General features: G+C 38.3%; 13 protein-coding genes. All 13 read right to left on the bottom strand.

Translation table 11 applies throughout. From position 1 onward, the window contains the following. Nucleotides 1-100: 100 nt before the first annotated feature. The 13 genes from QPK98_RS03605 to hemH all read right to left on the bottom strand — a co-directional run bounded on the left by QPK98_RS03605 (nucleotide 101) and on the right by hemH (nucleotide 17297). Nucleotides 101-2371, bottom strand: a complete 2271-nt coding sequence (locus QPK98_RS03605) for a S9 family peptidase (protein WP_310991642.1) — start codon at nucleotides 2369-2371, stop codon at nucleotides 101-103. 317 nt (nucleotides 2372-2688) lie between these two features. Beyond that, on the bottom strand, nucleotides 2689-4536 hold the full coding sequence (locus tag QPK98_RS03600) for a chloride channel protein (RefSeq protein ID WP_310991641.1): 1848 nt from the start codon (nucleotides 4534-4536) through the stop codon (nucleotides 2689-2691). A gap of 217 nt (nucleotides 4537-4753) precedes the next feature. Next, nucleotides 4754-5824: a PA0069 family radical SAM protein gene (locus tag QPK98_RS03595; RefSeq protein ID WP_310991640.1), complete on the bottom strand. Its 1071-nt coding sequence runs from the start codon at nucleotides 5822-5824 to the stop codon at nucleotides 4754-4756. A 75-nt stretch (nucleotides 5825-5899) separates the two neighbouring features. Beyond that, nucleotides 5900-7726 carry a Xaa-Pro dipeptidyl-peptidase gene (locus QPK98_RS03590; RefSeq protein ID WP_310991639.1) on the bottom strand — a complete coding sequence of 609 codons (1827 nt, stop codon included), beginning with the start codon at nucleotides 7724-7726 and terminating at the stop codon, nucleotides 5900-5902. An 89-nt stretch (nucleotides 7727-7815) separates the two neighbouring features. Then, the gene (locus QPK98_RS03585) at nucleotides 7816-9384 is read right to left on the bottom strand and encodes a hypothetical protein (protein ID WP_310991637.1); all 1569 of its coding nucleotides are present in this window, start codon (nucleotides 9382-9384) and stop codon (nucleotides 7816-7818) included. Between the two features lie 30 nt (nucleotides 9385-9414). Continuing rightward, a complete protein-coding gene (locus tag QPK98_RS03580; RefSeq protein WP_310991636.1) occupies nucleotides 9415-9702 on the bottom strand; it encodes a hypothetical protein in 288 nt (95 codons plus the stop codon). Between the two features lie 146 nt (nucleotides 9703-9848). Further along, nucleotides 9849-10631: an enoyl-CoA hydratase/isomerase family protein gene (locus QPK98_RS03575; RefSeq protein WP_310991635.1), complete on the bottom strand. Its 783-nt coding sequence runs from the start codon at nucleotides 10629-10631 to the stop codon at nucleotides 9849-9851. A 191-nt stretch (nucleotides 10632-10822) separates the two neighbouring features. After that, nucleotides 10823-12235, bottom strand: coding sequence for a sensor histidine kinase (locus QPK98_RS03570; protein WP_435373086.1), 1413 nt, complete (start codon nucleotides 12233-12235; stop codon nucleotides 10823-10825). Nucleotides 12236-12340: 105 nt separating this feature from the next. Next, on the bottom strand, nucleotides 12341-12886 hold the full coding sequence (locus QPK98_RS03565; RefSeq protein WP_310991633.1) for a CopD family protein: 546 nt from the start codon (nucleotides 12884-12886) through the stop codon (nucleotides 12341-12343). Between the two features lie 81 nt (nucleotides 12887-12967). Continuing rightward, complete coding sequence (locus QPK98_RS03560) at nucleotides 12968-13678, bottom strand: T9SS type A sorting domain-containing protein (RefSeq protein ID WP_310991632.1); 711 nt, start codon at nucleotides 13676-13678, stop codon at nucleotides 12968-12970. A 12-nt stretch (nucleotides 13679-13690) separates the two neighbouring features. Beyond that, nucleotides 13691-14776 carry a T9SS type A sorting domain-containing protein gene (locus QPK98_RS03555; RefSeq protein ID WP_310991631.1) on the bottom strand — a complete coding sequence of 362 codons (1086 nt, stop codon included), beginning with the start codon at nucleotides 14774-14776 and terminating at the stop codon, nucleotides 13691-13693. A 40-nt stretch (nucleotides 14777-14816) separates the two neighbouring features. Then, complete coding sequence (locus QPK98_RS03550; protein ID WP_310991630.1) at nucleotides 14817-16157, bottom strand: MATE family efflux transporter; 1341 nt, start codon at nucleotides 16155-16157, stop codon at nucleotides 14817-14819. 102 nt (nucleotides 16158-16259) lie between these two features. Then, nucleotides 16260-17297 (bottom strand): ferrochelatase, encoded by a 1038-nt coding sequence (gene hemH, locus QPK98_RS03545; RefSeq protein WP_310991629.1) that lies wholly within the window; start codon nucleotides 17295-17297, stop codon nucleotides 16260-16262. Between the last annotated feature and the right edge of the window lie 271 nt (nucleotides 17298-17568).

Genomic DNA, 17568 nt, shown 5'->3' with positions numbered 1-17568 from the left:
TTTCACCACAGAGCCACAGAGGTTCACAGATAAAAACCTATCAAGAATCAAATCTCAATAGGTTTTTTTAGTCTAACGTCTCAATACTCACGTCTCACATCTATTTTAGGTACTCTGCAAAAAAGCCCATCATGGCTGCATAAAACTCTAATCTGTTTTCCTCTTTTCCAAAGCCGTGACCCTCGTCATACTTCACCATATATGGCACGTTAACACCTTTACTTCTTAGCGTTTCTACTATTTGGTCTGCTTCATCAATATTTACACGCGGATCGTTTGCACCTTGAACTACAAACAAGGGTTTCTTGATTTTATCAACGTGTAAAGCTGGCGATATTTCGTCCATAATAGCTTTTTCTTCTGGAATTTCAGGGTTGTACCAAATTTTGTAAAGTAGCTGACGATATTTTTCCCAATACGGTGGAATTGTTTCCATAAATGTGTTTAGGTTACTCACCCCAACGTAGTCAACACCACAGGCATAGAGCTCTGGAGTTTTGGTCATTCCGCGTAAAACTGCGTAACCGCCGTGACTACCGCCATAAATGGCAACTTTATCTTTATCAACCCAGCCTTCATTTATTACGTAGGCAATTCCATCTTCTACATCGTCCATTGCTTTTCTACCAATCTGGCCAAAACCTGCTTTTAGGAATTTTTTTCCATAACCGCCAGAGATTCTAAAGTTAACCTGTAGGGTTGCATATCCACGACTTGCAAATAATTGACCTTCTGGATTAAAGCCCCAACCATCACGAACGCCTTGTGGCCCGCCGTGTGGGTTTACGATTAAAGGCAGCTTTTGTCCTTTTTTATAGCCTTGTGGCAACGTAATATACCCGTGAAGTGTTAATCCATCTCTACTCTCAAAAGTGATTGGCTTCATTGTAGCCATATCTGCCGCTTTTAGGTTTGGCAGCAATTTGTGAAGCAGGGTAACCGTGTCTTTTTCTACATCGTATAGATAATACTCCCCAACTATTTTGTCGCTTGTAAGCATTACCAAATACTTGGATTCATCGTCGGTTTTTCCTTGAGTAAAAAACTGCTGGTCGCCAAATTCCTTTTTAAGACGGGCGTATATTTTCTTATAGGTTTCGCTCACCGGAACGACTTCCGTTTTTTCACCTTGGTAATAATAAAAATCTATTTCGTAGTTGCGTTTTCTGGAAAGGGAAAGCCCCGAAAGATCAAAATTGTCATTTTTATAAAGTGTTTCAATCTTTTTGTTCTCTTTAAGATCGTAGCGTTGAATTTCGATTTTATCACTTTCCAGATTAGAAAGTACATAGGCGTCATCAGGGTTTTCTGAATTTGGATTAAAAGCATTAATATCAAAGCTATCACCAAATTCGGTTACCATTATGGTTTTAAATTCACCATCAATTTTATAAAGCATCTCGATGTTTACGCCATCAACTATTTTTCCTATTCCGCGAAGATTCCCTTTCTGGTCAAAGGCATAACCAGCCACTGGCGCGCTATCAGCCTCTACTGTATATAACTTGGTCGCTTCGCCTGTATTGATATTTAAGCGATAAGGTTCTTCTTGTTGCAAATTATCCTTGTTCATTTGGACGATGATATGGTCTTCATCATCTTTTACCATTTCCAGAACGCCCACTCGCACACCATCAAAAGGGGTCAGTTCCTTTTTGTTTGAACCATCAACATCAACTCCAAATAAGTGATAGTTTTCATTACCGCCTTTGTCTTGCAAATAAAGAATTCGGCCATCATTCGCCCAGAAATATCCTCTAATAAGGTCTTCTCCCTGCTTTATAAGCAAAGATTCCTGTTGGGTTTTAGTATTTTTTAGATATACATCACGCTCTCCGGTTTCCCTACGTTTCATATAGCTTATATACTTGCCATCTGGCGAAAGCTTAAACGAAAAAGATTCAGGCGTTTTAAAATAATCTTCTACCGAATATTTAAAGTCGCCTTCCGCTTTTGCTGCAAGTTTGGCGAGTTCTTCATCACTGGATGGCAAGGTGGTATTTCCGGGTTTTGTTTTTACTGTTTTCTTCAAAGTCAATGGATATTTTTGCCCCATTTGCTCGTAGGTGCCTTCAATGGTATCGCCAGAAAGGGTCCCGACGTAGGAAAGCTGCATTTTGGCCGAGCTAATAGTAACTTGTTTATCCTGCAAAACTACAGAATCGAGCGCTATTCCACTTGCTCCTTGCGCGGGAACATCTAGCGTTGCGCTATAACCATCATCAGCTGGTGTAATGTTGATAATAAGCTCTAGTTCCATTCCCTGAACTTCTAGAGTGCCGCTGTAGGATCCGTTTAATTCTTGAGCCTGTATAGATCCCGTTAGGAAAATCAGGGTGAGGGCGAGTGATAATTTTAGTAGTGTGGTCATATTTGAAGGGTTTTAAAAGATTAGTGTTACAAACAGGTAAATTGTTACGTTTAGAGGAATTCCATAAGTAAATTTTAGGGGCTAGGTTATGTTGAGCCGATCCTCGAGGGTCGTCGAGAGATATTGAGATCTAGACTGCTCGCGAGCAGGGATGATGCATGTAATTTGCGTTACTCACAATAATCGAAATAGAACTAAATTTTACCGCTTGAATTCGTCTTATAGCTTTGTTTTATTACTCGTGCTATAAATGATACTAAAATTACAGCCTAGAACCCAAGACTATCGCGCTTCCCTTCAGTCCTGAATCCCGTATTTTATTCCGAATACTCCCTTAGAAGTTGTCTATAATTATTCAGAATTGCTGAACGGCTTACAAACCCCTTAAACTTGCGTTCCTCGTCCAGCATTGGCAATTGCCATACGTCGGCCTCATCAAACATTTTGATAATTTTCATAACCGAATCGGTGTCAGAAACAATAAATGAAGGGTTAGAAGCCAGTTGGCTTACACTGGTTTCGGTTGTGGATTCTTTCCCGAGCAGAAAAGGCCTAAGCCGCTCCCGATTTAAAATTCCCCAGAACTTATTTTCGGCATCTACCACTGCCATGGTATTTTGATTGCTGTTTCTAAACTTTCGCATTACCTCTTCCATACTGTCCGTGGTGTAAATAATCAATGACGAAGTATTTAAACAATCCCTAAGGTCAATATGCGATAGAATGTTCTGATCCTGCCTGGTAGTAAAAATTTCGCCGGAGTCGGCAAGCTTTTGGTACACTGGGTTTATGGTTGAAAAAAAACGGTTTATTGCGTAAGCCATTACAGAGACTATCATAAGTGGAATAAACAGATCGTAACCACTACTTGTTTCTGCAATAAGAAATATTCCAGTCAAGGGTGCATACATAGCGCCAGACATTACTCCTGCCATACCCACCAACATCAAATTGGTGATTGGTACATTTGGCACTCCCGCCATTTCTAAAAAAAACCCGAATAAATAACCCAATAGTCCGCCTGCAACCAAAGATGGGGCAAAATTCCCTCCATTTCCCCCCGAGCTAAGCGTAATACTGGTAGCAAATGCCTTCATTAAAATGGTCAATCCTAAAAAGGCAACTATTATTATTTCTGAAGTTCCTAAATAGCCAAAGAGACTTTCCTGAATAAGGTGTTCTACATCACCTTGATGTAGAAGGCGAATGTTTAAATATCCTTCTCCAAAAAGAGGCGGGAAGACAACGCACAGCAAAGAAAGCATGGATCCGCCGATAATGGCCCGAAGCAGGATTTTGCTTTTAAAACGTTCAAAAAAACGATGCACTTTTTGTCCCACCACTAAAAAATATCGTGCGTATAAACCAGTAAGAAGGCCGAGCCCGAGAAAATAAAATGTATTTGCGTAGTTAAAAACCTCACGTGCTTGTAAGTTGAAAAGTACGTCTTCTTTTAAGATGATTGTTGACAGTAAACTTCCGCAAATGGCTGCAATTACCAAAGGGATAAAATCGGTAAAAACAAGACCGGTAAGTATAATTTCAAAAGCAAACATTACACCTGCAATTGGGGCGTCAAATGCAGCAGCAATACCTGCAGCAGCTCCCGAAGCGAGAAGCAAGGTGCGCTCTTTAAAACCCAGACTGTAGCGTTGGGCATAGTTAGACCCAATTGCCGACCCTGTTACTGCAATAGGTGTTTCTAGACCCACAGAACCTCCAAACCCAACCGTTACGGCACTTTGGATTATCTGGGAGTACATTTTATTCTTTTTTACCTTGCTGCCGTTTTTTGAAATATCTTTTAAAATAAAAGAAAGCTCTTTGTCTTCATCACTCTTAAAAAGATATTTTACAATTAATGAGGTCAGTACAATTCCCAGTAGTGGAAATATAGCAAATACAAACAGCCGCTCGGTTAGTGGTACATCGTTATTTACAAAAGCTTGAATGTGATGGACCAGGACTTTTAGTAAAACGCCAGCCAATCCGGCGGTTAGCCCTACGAGAATACCCGATAGAATAAGGAATTGAATACGCGTAACCCGTTCCCTGATGTAGATTAAAAGTATTTCTACAAGGTTAAACTTCCTAAACGGATAGTTTACAAAGGCTCTTTTAAATTTTAAAAAGCCAACGATCAGTTTTTTGATTTTATAAATCATTGGGCGTCATATTCTTCTCTACTTGTGAAGTTAGTGCATACAATTTACAGAAACCATATGTTATTTTCCTTTTCTCTCCAGTGTATTTAAAAATGGGTCTGTTTTTTTGCTGAAAACAATAGGGAATTTTGAATTTCAGTAAAAACAATATTTTTGAAATATAAATAGATTGGAGTATTAATTTATGTGAACCATTGCAAAGATAATACAGAGAAATTTAGAATAGTTTTAGTTGCGGATTTTTTATTTGAAGAAAATGAGAAGCATCTAAGCCTCCATATTTACGATCTGCCAAATATCTTTTTTTCGCAATGGCCATCGTATTTTTTACTTGTTCACTGATAGTTCCTTCACCACGTATTCTTCTGCCGAAATTACTGTCGTTGAGGTTGCCACCGTGGCATTCTGCTATTTGGTTTAAGACCCGGTCCGCGCGGTCTGGAATGGTTTTATGGGCCCAATCTTTAAAAATTTCTGCAATCTGGCCGTTTAATCTTACCATGGTATAATTAACATCCCATGCGCCAAGTTCCGCTACCTTTTTTACCAAGGGAAGGATTTCGTGACTGTTTAATGACGGAATAATAGGAGCCATCATCACCCGAACTGGAATGTTGTTTGCTGCAAGTGTTTCAACAGTTTTAAGGCGTTGTTTGATGCTTGCCGTGCGTGGCTCTAGTAACCTCCGCGTATCTTCAGATAGGGAAGTAATTGAGAGGTTTACCGAAATAATATTCAATTTGGCCATCTCTTTTAGAATATCCAAATCGCGAAGTATCAATGAATTTTTCGTGATAATACCGGTTGGGTGCTTCCACTTCAGCATTACCTCAAGACATTTCCGGGTAATTTGCATTTTGCGCTCCAGTGGCTGATAGCAATCTGTATTACCTGAAAAAACGATAGTTTCTCCCTGCCAATTCCGCGAAGTTATTTTTTCTTCAAGAAGTTGCGGTGCATTTCTTTTAAAAAGAATAGTTCGTTCAAAATCCAGACCTGCGCCATAACCCCAATATTCGTGGGTGTTTCGGGCGTAGCAATATACACAACCGTGTTCGCAACCTTGGTACGGATTTGCAGAATAGCCCATGCCAACATCTGGACTAGTGACTTTGTTTACAAAGGTTTTTGGAAATACCTCAATGTACTTTGTTTTGTTGGTATCTGCTTCTTCGCCTTCCGTTTCGCAGAAATTTAAATATTCATCCAGCACTTCGTGTTGATTTTCGAAGAAACGGTTATGCACATTTTTCTGGGCGCCACGGCCTTTTGGAGATTTACCAGACATAAAAAACTTTGAAGATTGGGTTTCTTCAAAGTTATTAATTAATTGGAAATAATCCTTTTTATTTAGGAAATAACCCTAATTCTTAAAGGCCTTATTGATAGCTTTCTTTCCTCCCACAACAGGAATTTCAATAGTTGTTTCGTCAAGGTCAACAGTTAAAACAGTTCCGGGTTCTGGCAATAAGGTAAATTTGTTGTCGCTGGAAAAAATCATTAAGCCTATTTGCTGTCCGGCAGGAATTATTTGATCGTCCGGGATAAGATCGAAAGACATTTCATAAAACTTACCGGGCTTTAAAGGCTCACTTTCGGTAAGCGATTTATAATTCTGCGGATCTGCCCAGCCTCTTGTAATGATGTTGTCCGTTATTTTAGCATCTGGATACGTATTCCAAGGCAAGGAAACCATCCAAACCGAAAGATTTGCAGCTGGTTTGCTACTTGCTAACTTTATTTTTAAGGTTGAAAGACCCGAAAGATGCAAATCTTCTTTTAAAACTGGTGTAACAAAAAGTAATCGGTGTTTTGAAGTTTCAAGTTGCGCAAGCGAATCGCCAGAGAAATTATAATCATCAATCAAGGTTTGTGTGCCTTGTTTTTTATCTTTTTTAAGAGCTAAGGAGCCTTCGTTTTTAGATGAAGCTTGTAAGTGAAGCCTAACTTTTTCGGCATCCGGATGTGGATAATTGGCGTATGGCGTAGGATTATCATTTTCATCAGCTTCCCTAACAATCCATGCTTTTGGACCTTTTTCGATATCGTTCTCAATTCCGAAAAGATATTTTGTAAACCATTTGTTCATCATCGATAATGGTGGCGGTCCGCCATGTCCTTTTTGATGGTAATAGATTTTTACAGGAAGTCCCATTTCCTCCGCTTTCTTATAAATTCGGTAACTGTGGTCTGGCATTACGTTCCAGTCGTTAAACCCGTGTGCCATAAACAAGGCGGCTTTCATGGGTTCAATTGCATTCATATACTCACGGCCTGCCCAAAAGTCATTATAATCGCCGGTTATACGGTCTATGCCATGTTTCATTTCGCCATCGCGGTAGATTGAATCGCCATAGGCTTTTTTCACTTCATCGCCACCCGTATGGATAAAATCGTAAAGCACATCCATATCTTCGCCTAGATATCCACCGGGAGAGCGCACTAGACCGTTGGAGCGGTAATAATTGTAATACGAAGTATTTGGGGCAATGGGAATAATGGCTTCTAAACCTTCAACACCGGTAGTTGCAGCTGCTAACGGAAGCGTACCGTTGTAGGAGGTTCCCGTCATTCCTACTTTTCCGGTGGCCCAATAGGCTTTAACTTCTTCGTTTCCATCTGGCGTGGTGTAGCCTTTTGCGCGGCCGTTGAGCCAATCTATTACCGCTTTTGGAGCTAAAGATTCATTCTGCCCGCCAATAGTTGGCGATCCATCTGAAAGTCCTGTTCCTGGCGAGGAGGAGTGTACTACAATATAACCCCGCGGCACCCAAGTATGGATTTGCGTATTTGAAATAATGGGCCGTTCGCCTTTTCTTTCTACCGAAGGATGCGTTAATTCCCGTTCTGGTGCGCCAAGTTCGCGATATACATCGTGAAAAGAGCCTTCGGTTATGGGTGCAACCCCAGCAAAATAAGGGCTTGTTTCATAAACCACGGGTAATTTTAAGCTATCGGTATCGGTTTGTTTGGGTCTGGTAACATCCACGTGCATGCGGTCTGGTTTCCCGTCGCCGTCGGTGTCAAAAGTGGTTTCCACCCATAAATCTGTACGAATCCAGTCGTTGGGGTTTTCAAAAGCTGGGACAATTTGTGCTTCGCCATCTTTAAACCAAGGTTCTGCTTTTTCTTGGGCTGTAACAGAAAAGGTCAATAAAAAAATGATGAATATTAGGAAGTGATTTTTCATAATCGTTTACAATAGAATTTTAGGGAATAAAACTATAAAGTTAAGTATCTTAATGAAAGCTTTCCATCTTTAAGCCTAACAATTTGGAGTTAAAAATAGACTTTAACCAACATTGGTTTTTTATTGCTTTCTGCTTGCATTAAAAGATCCGAATCATTTATCAAAACATCAAAACGAACTTCAAGCTGTGCGTTGAATATATTCGAGTATAATGGTGTGCTATAGCTGATATCACCATTCTTAAGAACTTTGAGGACATATAGCTTAGAGCCATCTGTCAATTTAATGCGGTCATTTTTTAATTCTTTCAACTCTTCATTAGCGTTGACCAAATAGTAGGAAACACCATTTTTAACGGTAGAAGCATAGGAAAGAAAAGGAATATTATCTAGCGACCAAGCACTTTGTTTTTTGTTAATGTTTTTCGCCCAAATCAATTCGCCATTACTATTTATCCTACAACTTATAATGTCTTTATAAATTTGTTCTGCTGCCCTCCCATAATTGGTTATAATCCTCTCAAATTCTTCGGCATTAATAATTACATCGCCATTTTCTAACATAAATGTGCTTCTATAAGTGAGAAAAGATTTTACTTTTTCTTTTACCTTCCCATATTTTTCCATCATAAACTCTTCGGAAAATGGCTGAAAGGATTCTGAGGATGTTAAGAGAGATTTTGACTCTAAGTTAAATCGCACAACGCCACTATATCCAATAGAGTTGTCGAAAAAACCTGTGGTTGATGGGTCAGTGTAAAGGCCTACTGCGGCAAGCTTATCTACTTTATTTACCAATTGAAGTGAACGAATTATATTGTTGCTTTCAATTGAAATGAGTTGTTGTTTTTTCGAAACGGAATCAGCTGAAAAGAGAATAAAATAATAATTTGGAGCGTTTTTCTTTTCTAAAATTATGTCGCCGTTATTAAAAACTCTTCCCAAAAAATAGACAGTGCCCTTGTTGTCCACCACCATATTTAGGTATTCTAATTGCAATTTTTTATTAGCAGTTTCTTTTATAGCTATTAAGCTTTCAAATTCGTATTCGTAAATCTTTTCAAATTTTTTATTGAAAGTAATTACGAGCAGCGCACTACCTTCCGTTGTTTTGGTGAGAAGATTTAGAGCAAGAAACTCTCCGCTTTCAGATTCTGCAATATCGCCGAAATTAAAATTATGCAGCAAATTATATTCAGGCTCGCTGCGAATACCAAAATGATCGTATTTATTAAGACGAGTTCTGTCTAATGCATAGATTTCATTTTTGGTAAATTCAAAATCTTCTTTGGAGGAAGTCAAAGTAGAAAAAGCGTATTCCTTTGCCTTATAGTTGTATTGAAACTGCAACAAAACCAGAGAATCTTCGGTTAAAAACAAACCTTTTATTTCACTGCGGTTTATTTCAACAGTGGTTCGCTTTAACAGTTTTAAATCCTTGTTGAAATGCTCAATGTAATAACCTTTAGGATTGGCAATGCGTGAGTAGTAATTTCTCACGACAAAAATATCACCGTTGGCATCTTCTTTCGCGAAAAGAAGCGTGGTTTTATACTTTTCATCTTTAAAGATTTCACTCACCGCAACCTTTAGCGAATCTGTTTGTGCTTGGGCTATTGTGCCGAAAAGAAAAATAATAAGAAATAGCATTTTTTTCATAAAATCATAAATTGTATTTCTCCGGTTATGTTATTCAACTTTGGTTAAAATTATTGAATTTTTATCTGTAAAATCTTCAGGTCTTAAATCGACAAAGTTCATTGCAAATTGCATCGAGTTTGGCCCTAAATATTTCGCAATACAATATAATCTTCGTTCTTTTTTTGAAACTAAATTAGTAAGAACAAAATCCACTGTTATTGGGTCTTCCTCGGTATTTATATGATAGGTTAGTGATACATCTTCACCTTTAGTAATGAATTTTTCTCCCCCAATAACTTGCCCGCCAATTTCTATAAATGCGAAACCATCTTTCACAAAAGTGATAAAACCAATATCACCTTTATCTTGTCCGCTCCATTTTCCTATAAAATCTTTTTACTCCATTTTTTGGGCAAATGAAAATATGGGAATCAGCATAAGAAATGTGAAAATATATTTCATTCTCATAATTTGTGTTTAACCTATTTCCCGGGAAAATCAGCTTTTCTCTTTTGAAGAAATGCTTGTGTACCTTCTTTAAAATCTTCGGTGCCAAAGCAATTTCCAAATTCTTTGATTTCAACATTAAAACCATTTACCCCGTCTTCGAAGTTTGCATTAATGGCGTTAATGGCCGAAGCAATGGCAACGGAGGAGTTCTTCATGATTTTAGAAGCGATTTTTTCAGCAAACTCCAATAATTCGTCTGGCGTGGTAACATGATTTACCAAACCGTATTGAAGTGCTTGGCTGGCGTCAATCATTCCTGCCGTCATAATCATTTCCATCGCGCGGCCTTTACCAACAAGTTGTGGCAAGCGCTGTGTGCCACCGTAACCGGGAATAACCCCAAGTGAAACTTCGGGAAGACCCATTTTTGCATTGTCGGAAGCAATACGAAAGTGCGCTGCCATTGCCAATTCCAATCCGCCGCCCAATGCAAAACCGTTTACGGCAGCAATTACGGGTGTAGAAAGATTTGCCACAAAATCAAATAGCAATTCTTGGCCTTTAGCAGCGAGGTTTGCACCTTCTTGTTCAGAATAATCTGCAAATTCGCTGATGTCTGCACCTGCAACAAAGGCTTTTTCTCCACTTCCTGTAACGATTATCACTTTGGTTTCAGCTGAGTTTTCGGCAGCTTCAAAAGCATCGTGCAATTCTTGAATGGTTTCGCGGTTTAGGGCATTGAGTTTTGATGGCCGGTTAATGGTGATTGTAGTAATGTTGTTTTCCGTTTCGGAGCGTATGTTTTGATATTTCATTTTCAGTATTGTTTAAAAGATAAATAAGATTTTGCTGCAAATTCACGAATAACAAACCTCAGTCCTAAAGAGCCATCGTATTTGTTTCCCTTAAAAGTACAGGTTAACAGGTTATCAATTTTATGAATACCTGCATATTTTAAAATAGGCATTCGTGTATTCGTGGCAACTTCACAAAGCTACTAAAATCCCTAAAGTATTGCTGGAAACGACACTTTAAAAGTGGTTTTCTCTTCTGAAGAATCTAGTTTGATTGTCCCGCCGTATGTTTCAACAATGTTTTTAACCATTCCTAAGCCAAGCCCCATACCGCTATTCTTGGTTGTAAATTGAGGCTCAAAAATACAGGTTCGGTTTTCCTCGGGAACGCCGATGCCATTATCAGTAACCGAAATACTAACAAATGTACCCTCCGTTTTAATGGAAACGTCAACTCTGGGTTTGTCAGGGTTTTTCTGGTCTATAGACTGGATACTGTTTTTAACAAGGTTGGTAATTACCCGAATAAGCTGGGTTCTATCAAACCGAGCCCGCATGTCTGTTTCTTCAAAACTTAGATATATGTAATCTTCATTAAAGATGTCTAATGCCAGTTTTGTAATTTTTACTACATCTAGGGTTTCATCTTGTTGGGCGGGCATTTTTGCATAAGTAGAAAACGCCGATGATATAGAGCTCAAGGTGTCAATTTGCTGCAAGAGCGTACCGGTATATTCTGCCATTTTGGTGTCAATGTCGGGATCGTCACAATCAAATTTACGTTGAAAACTTTGCACCGTGAGCCGCATTGGAGTAAGCGGGTTTTTGATTTCGTGAGCTACTTGTTTTGCCATTTCGCGCCAAGCTGTTTCACGTTCACTGGCAGCGAGTTTGGCGGCACTGTTTTCCAATTCGTCAATCATGCCGTTGTAGGCGTTTACAATGGTAGAAATTTCAGTAGGCGTATCGCTGAGGTGAATTTTTTTATTGCGTTTGTCAAACCGGGTTTCGGTTAGTTTTTCACTAATTTCTTTTAAAGATCGGATAATATATTTGGAAAGAAAATAAGCCAGGGCAATGGCTACCAATAGCATAAAAAAGTAGGCTACACCCAATCGGTAAAGATATTCGGTTAGTTCTTTGGTAATAAAACCATCGTCCTCAATATAGGGCAAATTTAAAATTGCCAAGGGTTTAAAATACTGGTCTGTGATGTAGGTATAAGACGATTGATATTTTTGGCCACCTTCCTCAAACTCCTTGATATAACTTTTTGTGGGCGAATTTTGTAAAGACTTTAAAGCGTATGCTGGCATTTTACCAGAAATAGTATCCTTAAAAAAAGAAGGTTTTGACGATTTTAAAAGATTTCCGTCCAGGTCGTATAAGAAAATCTCGAGACTGTGGATGTCTTTAATCTCATAGATTTTATCTTTAAAAATAAGCGGAATCTGTGCTGTTTCAACAGGATAAGTAGTTGTTTTTAAAATGTAATTTATGTTCTCACGGATGGCTGCTTCCTTGCGCAACAAGCGATCGCGATGATAATCCTGCGCTTCTTCTTTATATTGAATAACGGTAACAATTGCAATAAGCACCGACGCTCCAATAACCAAAAAGAGCATGGATAGAAAAATTCGAGTTCGAAGGGATTTTTTGTAAAAGTACACTTACATCTATTTGGGAAAGAAAGATAGCAAAAATTAGTCCGTTTTAATTCAGAATTCAGACTAGCTTTTACTTTCGCGAATTCGCTTATAGATTTTATAACCCATCATCAATAAAATTGCAAACACAATAATGCCTACCGTGCCGTAAATCCAATTGGTTCCGTCTTTTAAAATAACCAAAAAAACAACGGCAAAAAGTATAATGGTAGGTACTTCGTTAAAAAGACGCATATAATTCGAAGAATGCTTTACCACGCCTTTTTGAAGCGCTTTAAAAATTTGGTTACATTTTAAGTGGTAGAAAATTAGCGCAAATACAAAGACCAGCTTTACTTGCATCCACGCATCGGTAAGAAAAAATGTACGCATCCCAAGGAGCCAAAACCCAAAGATAAGCGCCAAAATCATGCTGGGCCATGTAATGATATTCCAAAGGCGGGAGGCCATTATTTTAAGTTGTTTCCCTAAAATTTCCTTCTCTGGTGAAGGTTTTTCTGAAGCTTCAATTTGGTAAACGAATAAGCGAACAATATAAAACAACCCTGCAAACCAAGTGACGACAAATATTAAGTGAAGTGATTTTATGTAGAGGTAGTATTGCTCCATTTACAGCTCAGTTTTAAAAACCTAGGCTGCAAAGATACCTAATTAATAAAATAACTGTGAAGGTCTCTTAAGTGGATAAAGTCAATTTTTTATGAATTTATTCATGCTGTTTCCTTCAGGAGAAGTGATAGTTATAAAATACATTCCCGGTTTTAAGGCGGAAACGTCAATTATGTTTGAAACCATATTTTTTTCAGAATGGATGATTCTGCCATTGATATCAGCAATAGAAACGAAATCGAAATTTTTGATGACAGATTGAATCATCAATTTATTTTGAACGGGATTAGGAAAGAGAACCCAGTCCTTAATTGAATTATCATGTATTGCTAGGGCAGGAAAATTTTTATACACCTGATACCCATAGCTAGAATCATATTGAAGCACGATTTGTTTATCATTTCCTGAGAGATTTATTTCATAGATATCAGCAATTTTCTCTTCAACAAAAGGAATAAAAAAGTAGTTTTCCATTGCTTCGTAATCGCCACAATTTTCTGTTTCTATTACAGCGTTTCTAGGTATAAAATTGTCGTCCACCCCCAAGGGTTCGTTATTTATATATTCGTATTGGCCAGTATAATTATTGCAGAAACCAAAACCATGGAGGGTATAATCGTTTTGTATAATCATGGTTGGCCCTTCTGTAATATCCAAATCAGCTATTGTTATAACTTCATCATTAAAAGTGAAACTGTGTAAATACCAATGGTCCACAAAATAAGCTGAAGGTTGCGCCGCCGACACTTGTATAATTAAAAACAGTGATATAAAAAGTAGGGCTTTTTTCATGCTGCGGTGTTTTTATTCCTTGATAAATTTTTTGGTGCTATTTCCTTCAGGAGAAGTGATAGTTATAAAATACATTCCCGGTTTTAAGGCGGAAACGTCAATTAGGTTTGAAACCATATTTTTTTCAGAATGGATGATTCTGCCATTGATATCAGCAATAGAAACGAAATCGAAATTTTTGATGACAGATTGAATCATCAATTTATTTTGAGTAGGGTTCGGAAAAATAACTAAATCAGACAAGCTATTCTCATTGACGGATAATAATTGATTTGAAAAATGGGAGACAAACCCTGCGTAGGTTTCATATTGTAAATGCACGATTCCGTCGTTGTCTGTATAAAAATTACAACCCAACAGCGGATCTTGGTACATTAAGTCCTGCAGTGCATAATCCACAGGACCGGGCGGACAATTGTCTTCATCTTGTTGATAGTTTTGTGATTGTAGCGTAAACTCATAAAATTCGCCTCCATTCCCCAGAATAAAATCTCCGCTTATTAGTGCACAACCCTCACTTCCGGTATATGTAAAATCTTGATTTATTGTAAACTGTGGCGAGTTTGGGCCTGAATAATATACGGGGTCACCAAGGTCAAATTCGGTCATATACAAATACCAAGTTTGAAATAATAAAGGATTTGGTACCGCTGCCGGTTTTGTACTGTAATATGCATAATTATAATCGGCATCCCGTAAGGAGAGGTACTTATAGCCGTCTCTTTCTTGGTAATTATAAGTCAAGGTTTTAGATTCCAGATATTGGTTGGTTAAAATTTCATAAAAATAGAGATCTTCATAATAGCAATTGGGCTCTACACAATCGTGTAATGTGACGCTGTAGGAATGGAATGTCACAGAATTACCACTAAAGTTTGCCCCAGCCGACATGCCATTATAGATGCCGCCAGCATCTAATACATAGCTATTGGGAATTTGGTAAAAAGTAAGGTTTGGACTTTCACCATTTGGGGTTAAAAACAAATTGTCCGTTTCAATATATTTTAAATTGAAAGTTTCACCAATCATTCCTGCAGGTTGGGCATAGGCAGAAAAGAATGAAAAGCAAGTAGCGAAAAGAAGTAGAAGTTTTTTCATAACTGAAAGATTAGCAATTAAATATACTAAAAATTCAGCTTTAATTCTTTAAGTTTTTCCTTATTTCACGATTTAAAAAATAAGCGGTTACAAGGGTTGAAAGTATATCTGCTGCAGGAAACGAAATCCAAACGCCCAATTCGCCAAAATAATGCGGCAGAATAAAGATTAAGGGAATAAAGAAAAAACCTTGGCGACTCAAGGTGAGTAAAAAGGCCGGTACGGCTTTCCCAATGGCTTGAAAATATGCAGAACCAATCAGTTGAATCCCGATAATTGGTGTTGCAGCAAACACCCACCGCATATACTGTGGCGTGTCTGAAAGTATATCGGCATCGTCAGTAAACACCGAAACGATTGCTTGTGGGAATATCATGATAACGGCAAAAATAATTAGCGCCAATCCTCCGGCATATAGAATGGCCTTATTGATGCTTTCCCGAACCCGTGCATATTTATTTGCGCCGTAGTTAAACCCGGCAATGGGTAAAAACCCTTGGGTTACCCCTAGAACGGGGAAGAGGGCAAACATCAACATTCGTGCAATAATTCCATAGGAGGCAACCGAAGATTCCCCACCCATATTAAAGAGAATATTGTTCATTAAAAGATACGTAACACTAACAACTGCCTGCCTTGCAAGGGTAACAAAGCCCAATGCAGACATTTCTTTAAGCACCGAAAGATCTAGCCCGAAGTGGGAGAAGTCTATTTTAAGCTCAGATTTGCCGCTTAAAAAAAAGTAAAGCACATAGAGAAAGCACAACCCATAAGAAATTGTTGTTGCCCAAGCGGCTCCCGCCATTCCCATATCTAATACATAAATAAGAAGGTAGTCTAAAATCAGGTTTCCAATGGAGGGAATAATCATAGCAATCATGGCAAACTTTGGCTTGCCTTCGGCGCGAATAACGTTATTCCCCATTATATTTAAGGCGAGTAAGGGAACTCCGTAAAGAACGATACGATAATAGATTTTTGCAGGTTCAAAAATTTCACCTTTTCCTCCAAAGGCAGGAATTAGATTGTTTATAAAAAACAAGCCCAAAATTACCATCACTACAGTTAGAAGTAGTGTAAGTGTAATTTGATTGCCAAAGGTTTTAAGCGCGCGAGCTTTGTTATTAGCCCCTAAAGCTCTTGATATTATTGAAGAGCCTCCAATGCCAATAGCCATTCCTAAGGCTGCAATAAAAAATGAAACAGGTAAAACAACGTTTATTGCCGCAATTGCAATAGAACCAATCCAATTTCCTACAAAAATAGTGTCCACCAAGATATTCAGCGACATAACCAAGATCCCGATAGAGGCAGGAACAGCTTGTTTAATCAATAAGCTTCCAATGGGTTCAGTGCCTAAAACGGCAGATCTATTTTTCATTTCTTTTTTTATGAAATTTGCTAGGTACTATGAATGGGTAACCTCTATTGATGGCCCAAAACCTAATTGAAGTTCAATAAAGAATAGTTAATAGCCAACTAATTAGGCAATCGCAGTTTTTACATCTACAATGCGCCAAGAATCAATCCAGCCAGCTAAGACATTTGCCCAATCATCGCGATCATTTAGACAAGGAATAACCGTGAATTCTTCACCGCCGGCTTCGTGGAAAATTTCTTCGCCTTCCATTGCAATTTCTTCTAAAGTTTCCAAGCAATCACTGACAAAAGCTGGAGTAACCACTGCAATTTTCTTTGTTCCTTCCAGTCCTAATCGCTCTATGGTTCTATCGGTTGGCGGTTTAAGCCATGGGTCAAAACCTAAGCGCGATTGAAAGCAATTAGAATACGTTCCGGGGGTTAAATTAAGTTTTTCGGCTACAAGAGCTGTGGTTTTAAAGCATTGATGACGGTAGCAATATTCATGTGCTGGAGAATCAGTAACACAACAGCTACCATCTATTTTACAATGGCTTTTAGTGATATCTCTTTTGTAAATATGCCGCTCGGGAACCCCGTGATAACTAAACAGTAAATGTTCGTAATCTACGCCTTCCAGTTTTTCGGCAATGCTTTTGGAAAGCACTTCAATATATTCCGGTTTGTTATAAAATGCTGGTAAAGAGGTAATTTCAATCTGCGGAAAGAACTCCTTTTTCAATTCTTCCACTTTAACATCAATGGTTTCGGTGGTTGCCATTGCAAATTGTGGGTAGAGCGGGATGGTCAAAATTTCATCTACGCCTTGGTCCACCAATTCCTGAAGGCCTTTTTTTAGAGTTAAACTTCCGTAGCGCATCGCCAAGGCAATTGGAACTGTTGTTTTTTTCTGAATTTTTTCCTGAAGTCGTTCAGAAAGTACAATTAAGGGCGAACCTTCTTCCCACCAAATTTTTTCGTAAGCTTCGGCAGATTTTTTAGGGCGTGTATTTAAAATAATGCCCCGCACAATAAAAGACCGAAGCCAAAAAGGAACGTCAATAACACGCGGATCCATTAAAAATTCGTCCAAATACTTTTTTACGTCTTTCGGGTCTGTGCTATCTGGCGAACCAAGATTTACTAGGAGAACTCCTTTCATGTGCAGGTTTTGTTTTGATTTGCAAAATTACTCTTTTAAAATTGAACCTTCAAAATGGAAGACAGAATTAAAAATTGCCAATTAGTCGTGTCCGACTAAGATATAAGACCGCTGTGCTGAAAGACATAAGACGTAAGACTTGCTTTTTAATAGATTGAAAACTAGATAAAATTGATTAAACATACTTTTTAATTGATAAATTTTGATGCTAAGTATAATAGCATGCTGTCATTAAATAAAAAATATTCTAATTGGCTATTATCTGTGACTC

Origin of the sequence: Aequorivita marina (genome assembly GCF_031631895.2) — a bacterium.
Classification (GTDB): domain Bacteria; phylum Bacteroidota; class Bacteroidia; order Flavobacteriales; family Flavobacteriaceae; genus Aequorivita; species Aequorivita marina.
The sequence above is the reverse complement of the archived record's forward strand: the minus strand, read 5'-3'. Positions and strand labels throughout refer to the sequence as shown.

Excerpts from the sequence above, each read along its gene's own strand:
- QPK98_RS03605 (WP_310991642.1), bottom strand. The coding sequence starts at position 2,371 with ATGACCACACTACTAAAATTATCACTCGCCCTCACCCTGATTTTCCTA.
- QPK98_RS03600 (WP_310991641.1), bottom strand. The coding sequence starts at position 4,536 with ATGATTTATAAAATCAAAAAACTGATCGTTGGCTTTTTAAAATTTAAA.
- QPK98_RS03595 (WP_310991640.1), bottom strand. The coding sequence starts at position 5,824 with ATGTCTGGTAAATCTCCAAAAGGCCGTGGCGCCCAGAAAAATGTGCAT.
- QPK98_RS03590 (WP_310991639.1), bottom strand. The coding sequence starts at position 7,726 with ATGAAAAATCACTTCCTAATATTCATCATTTTTTTATTGACCTTTTCT.
- QPK98_RS03585 (WP_310991637.1), bottom strand. The coding sequence starts at position 9,384 with ATGAAAAAAATGCTATTTCTTATTATTTTTCTTTTCGGCACAATAGCC.
- QPK98_RS03575 (WP_310991635.1), bottom strand. The coding sequence starts at position 10,631 with ATGAAATATCAAAACATACGCTCCGAAACGGAAAACAACATTACTACA.
- QPK98_RS03570 (WP_435373086.1), bottom strand. The coding sequence starts at position 12,235 with ATGCTCTTTTTGGTTATTGGAGCGTCGGTGCTTATTGCAATTGTTACC.
- QPK98_RS03565 (WP_310991633.1), bottom strand. The coding sequence starts at position 12,886 with ATGGAGCAATACTACCTCTACATAAAATCACTTCACTTAATATTTGTC.
- QPK98_RS03560 (WP_310991632.1), bottom strand. The coding sequence starts at position 13,678 with ATGAAAAAAGCCCTACTTTTTATATCACTGTTTTTAATTATACAAGTG.
- QPK98_RS03555 (WP_310991631.1), bottom strand. The coding sequence starts at position 14,776 with ATGAAAAAACTTCTACTTCTTTTCGCTACTTGCTTTTCATTCTTTTCT.
- QPK98_RS03550 (WP_310991630.1), bottom strand. The coding sequence starts at position 16,157 with ATGAAAAATAGATCTGCCGTTTTAGGCACTGAACCCATTGGAAGCTTA.
- hemH (WP_310991629.1), bottom strand. The coding sequence starts at position 17,297 with ATGAAAGGAGTTCTCCTAGTAAATCTTGGTTCGCCAGATAGCACAGAC.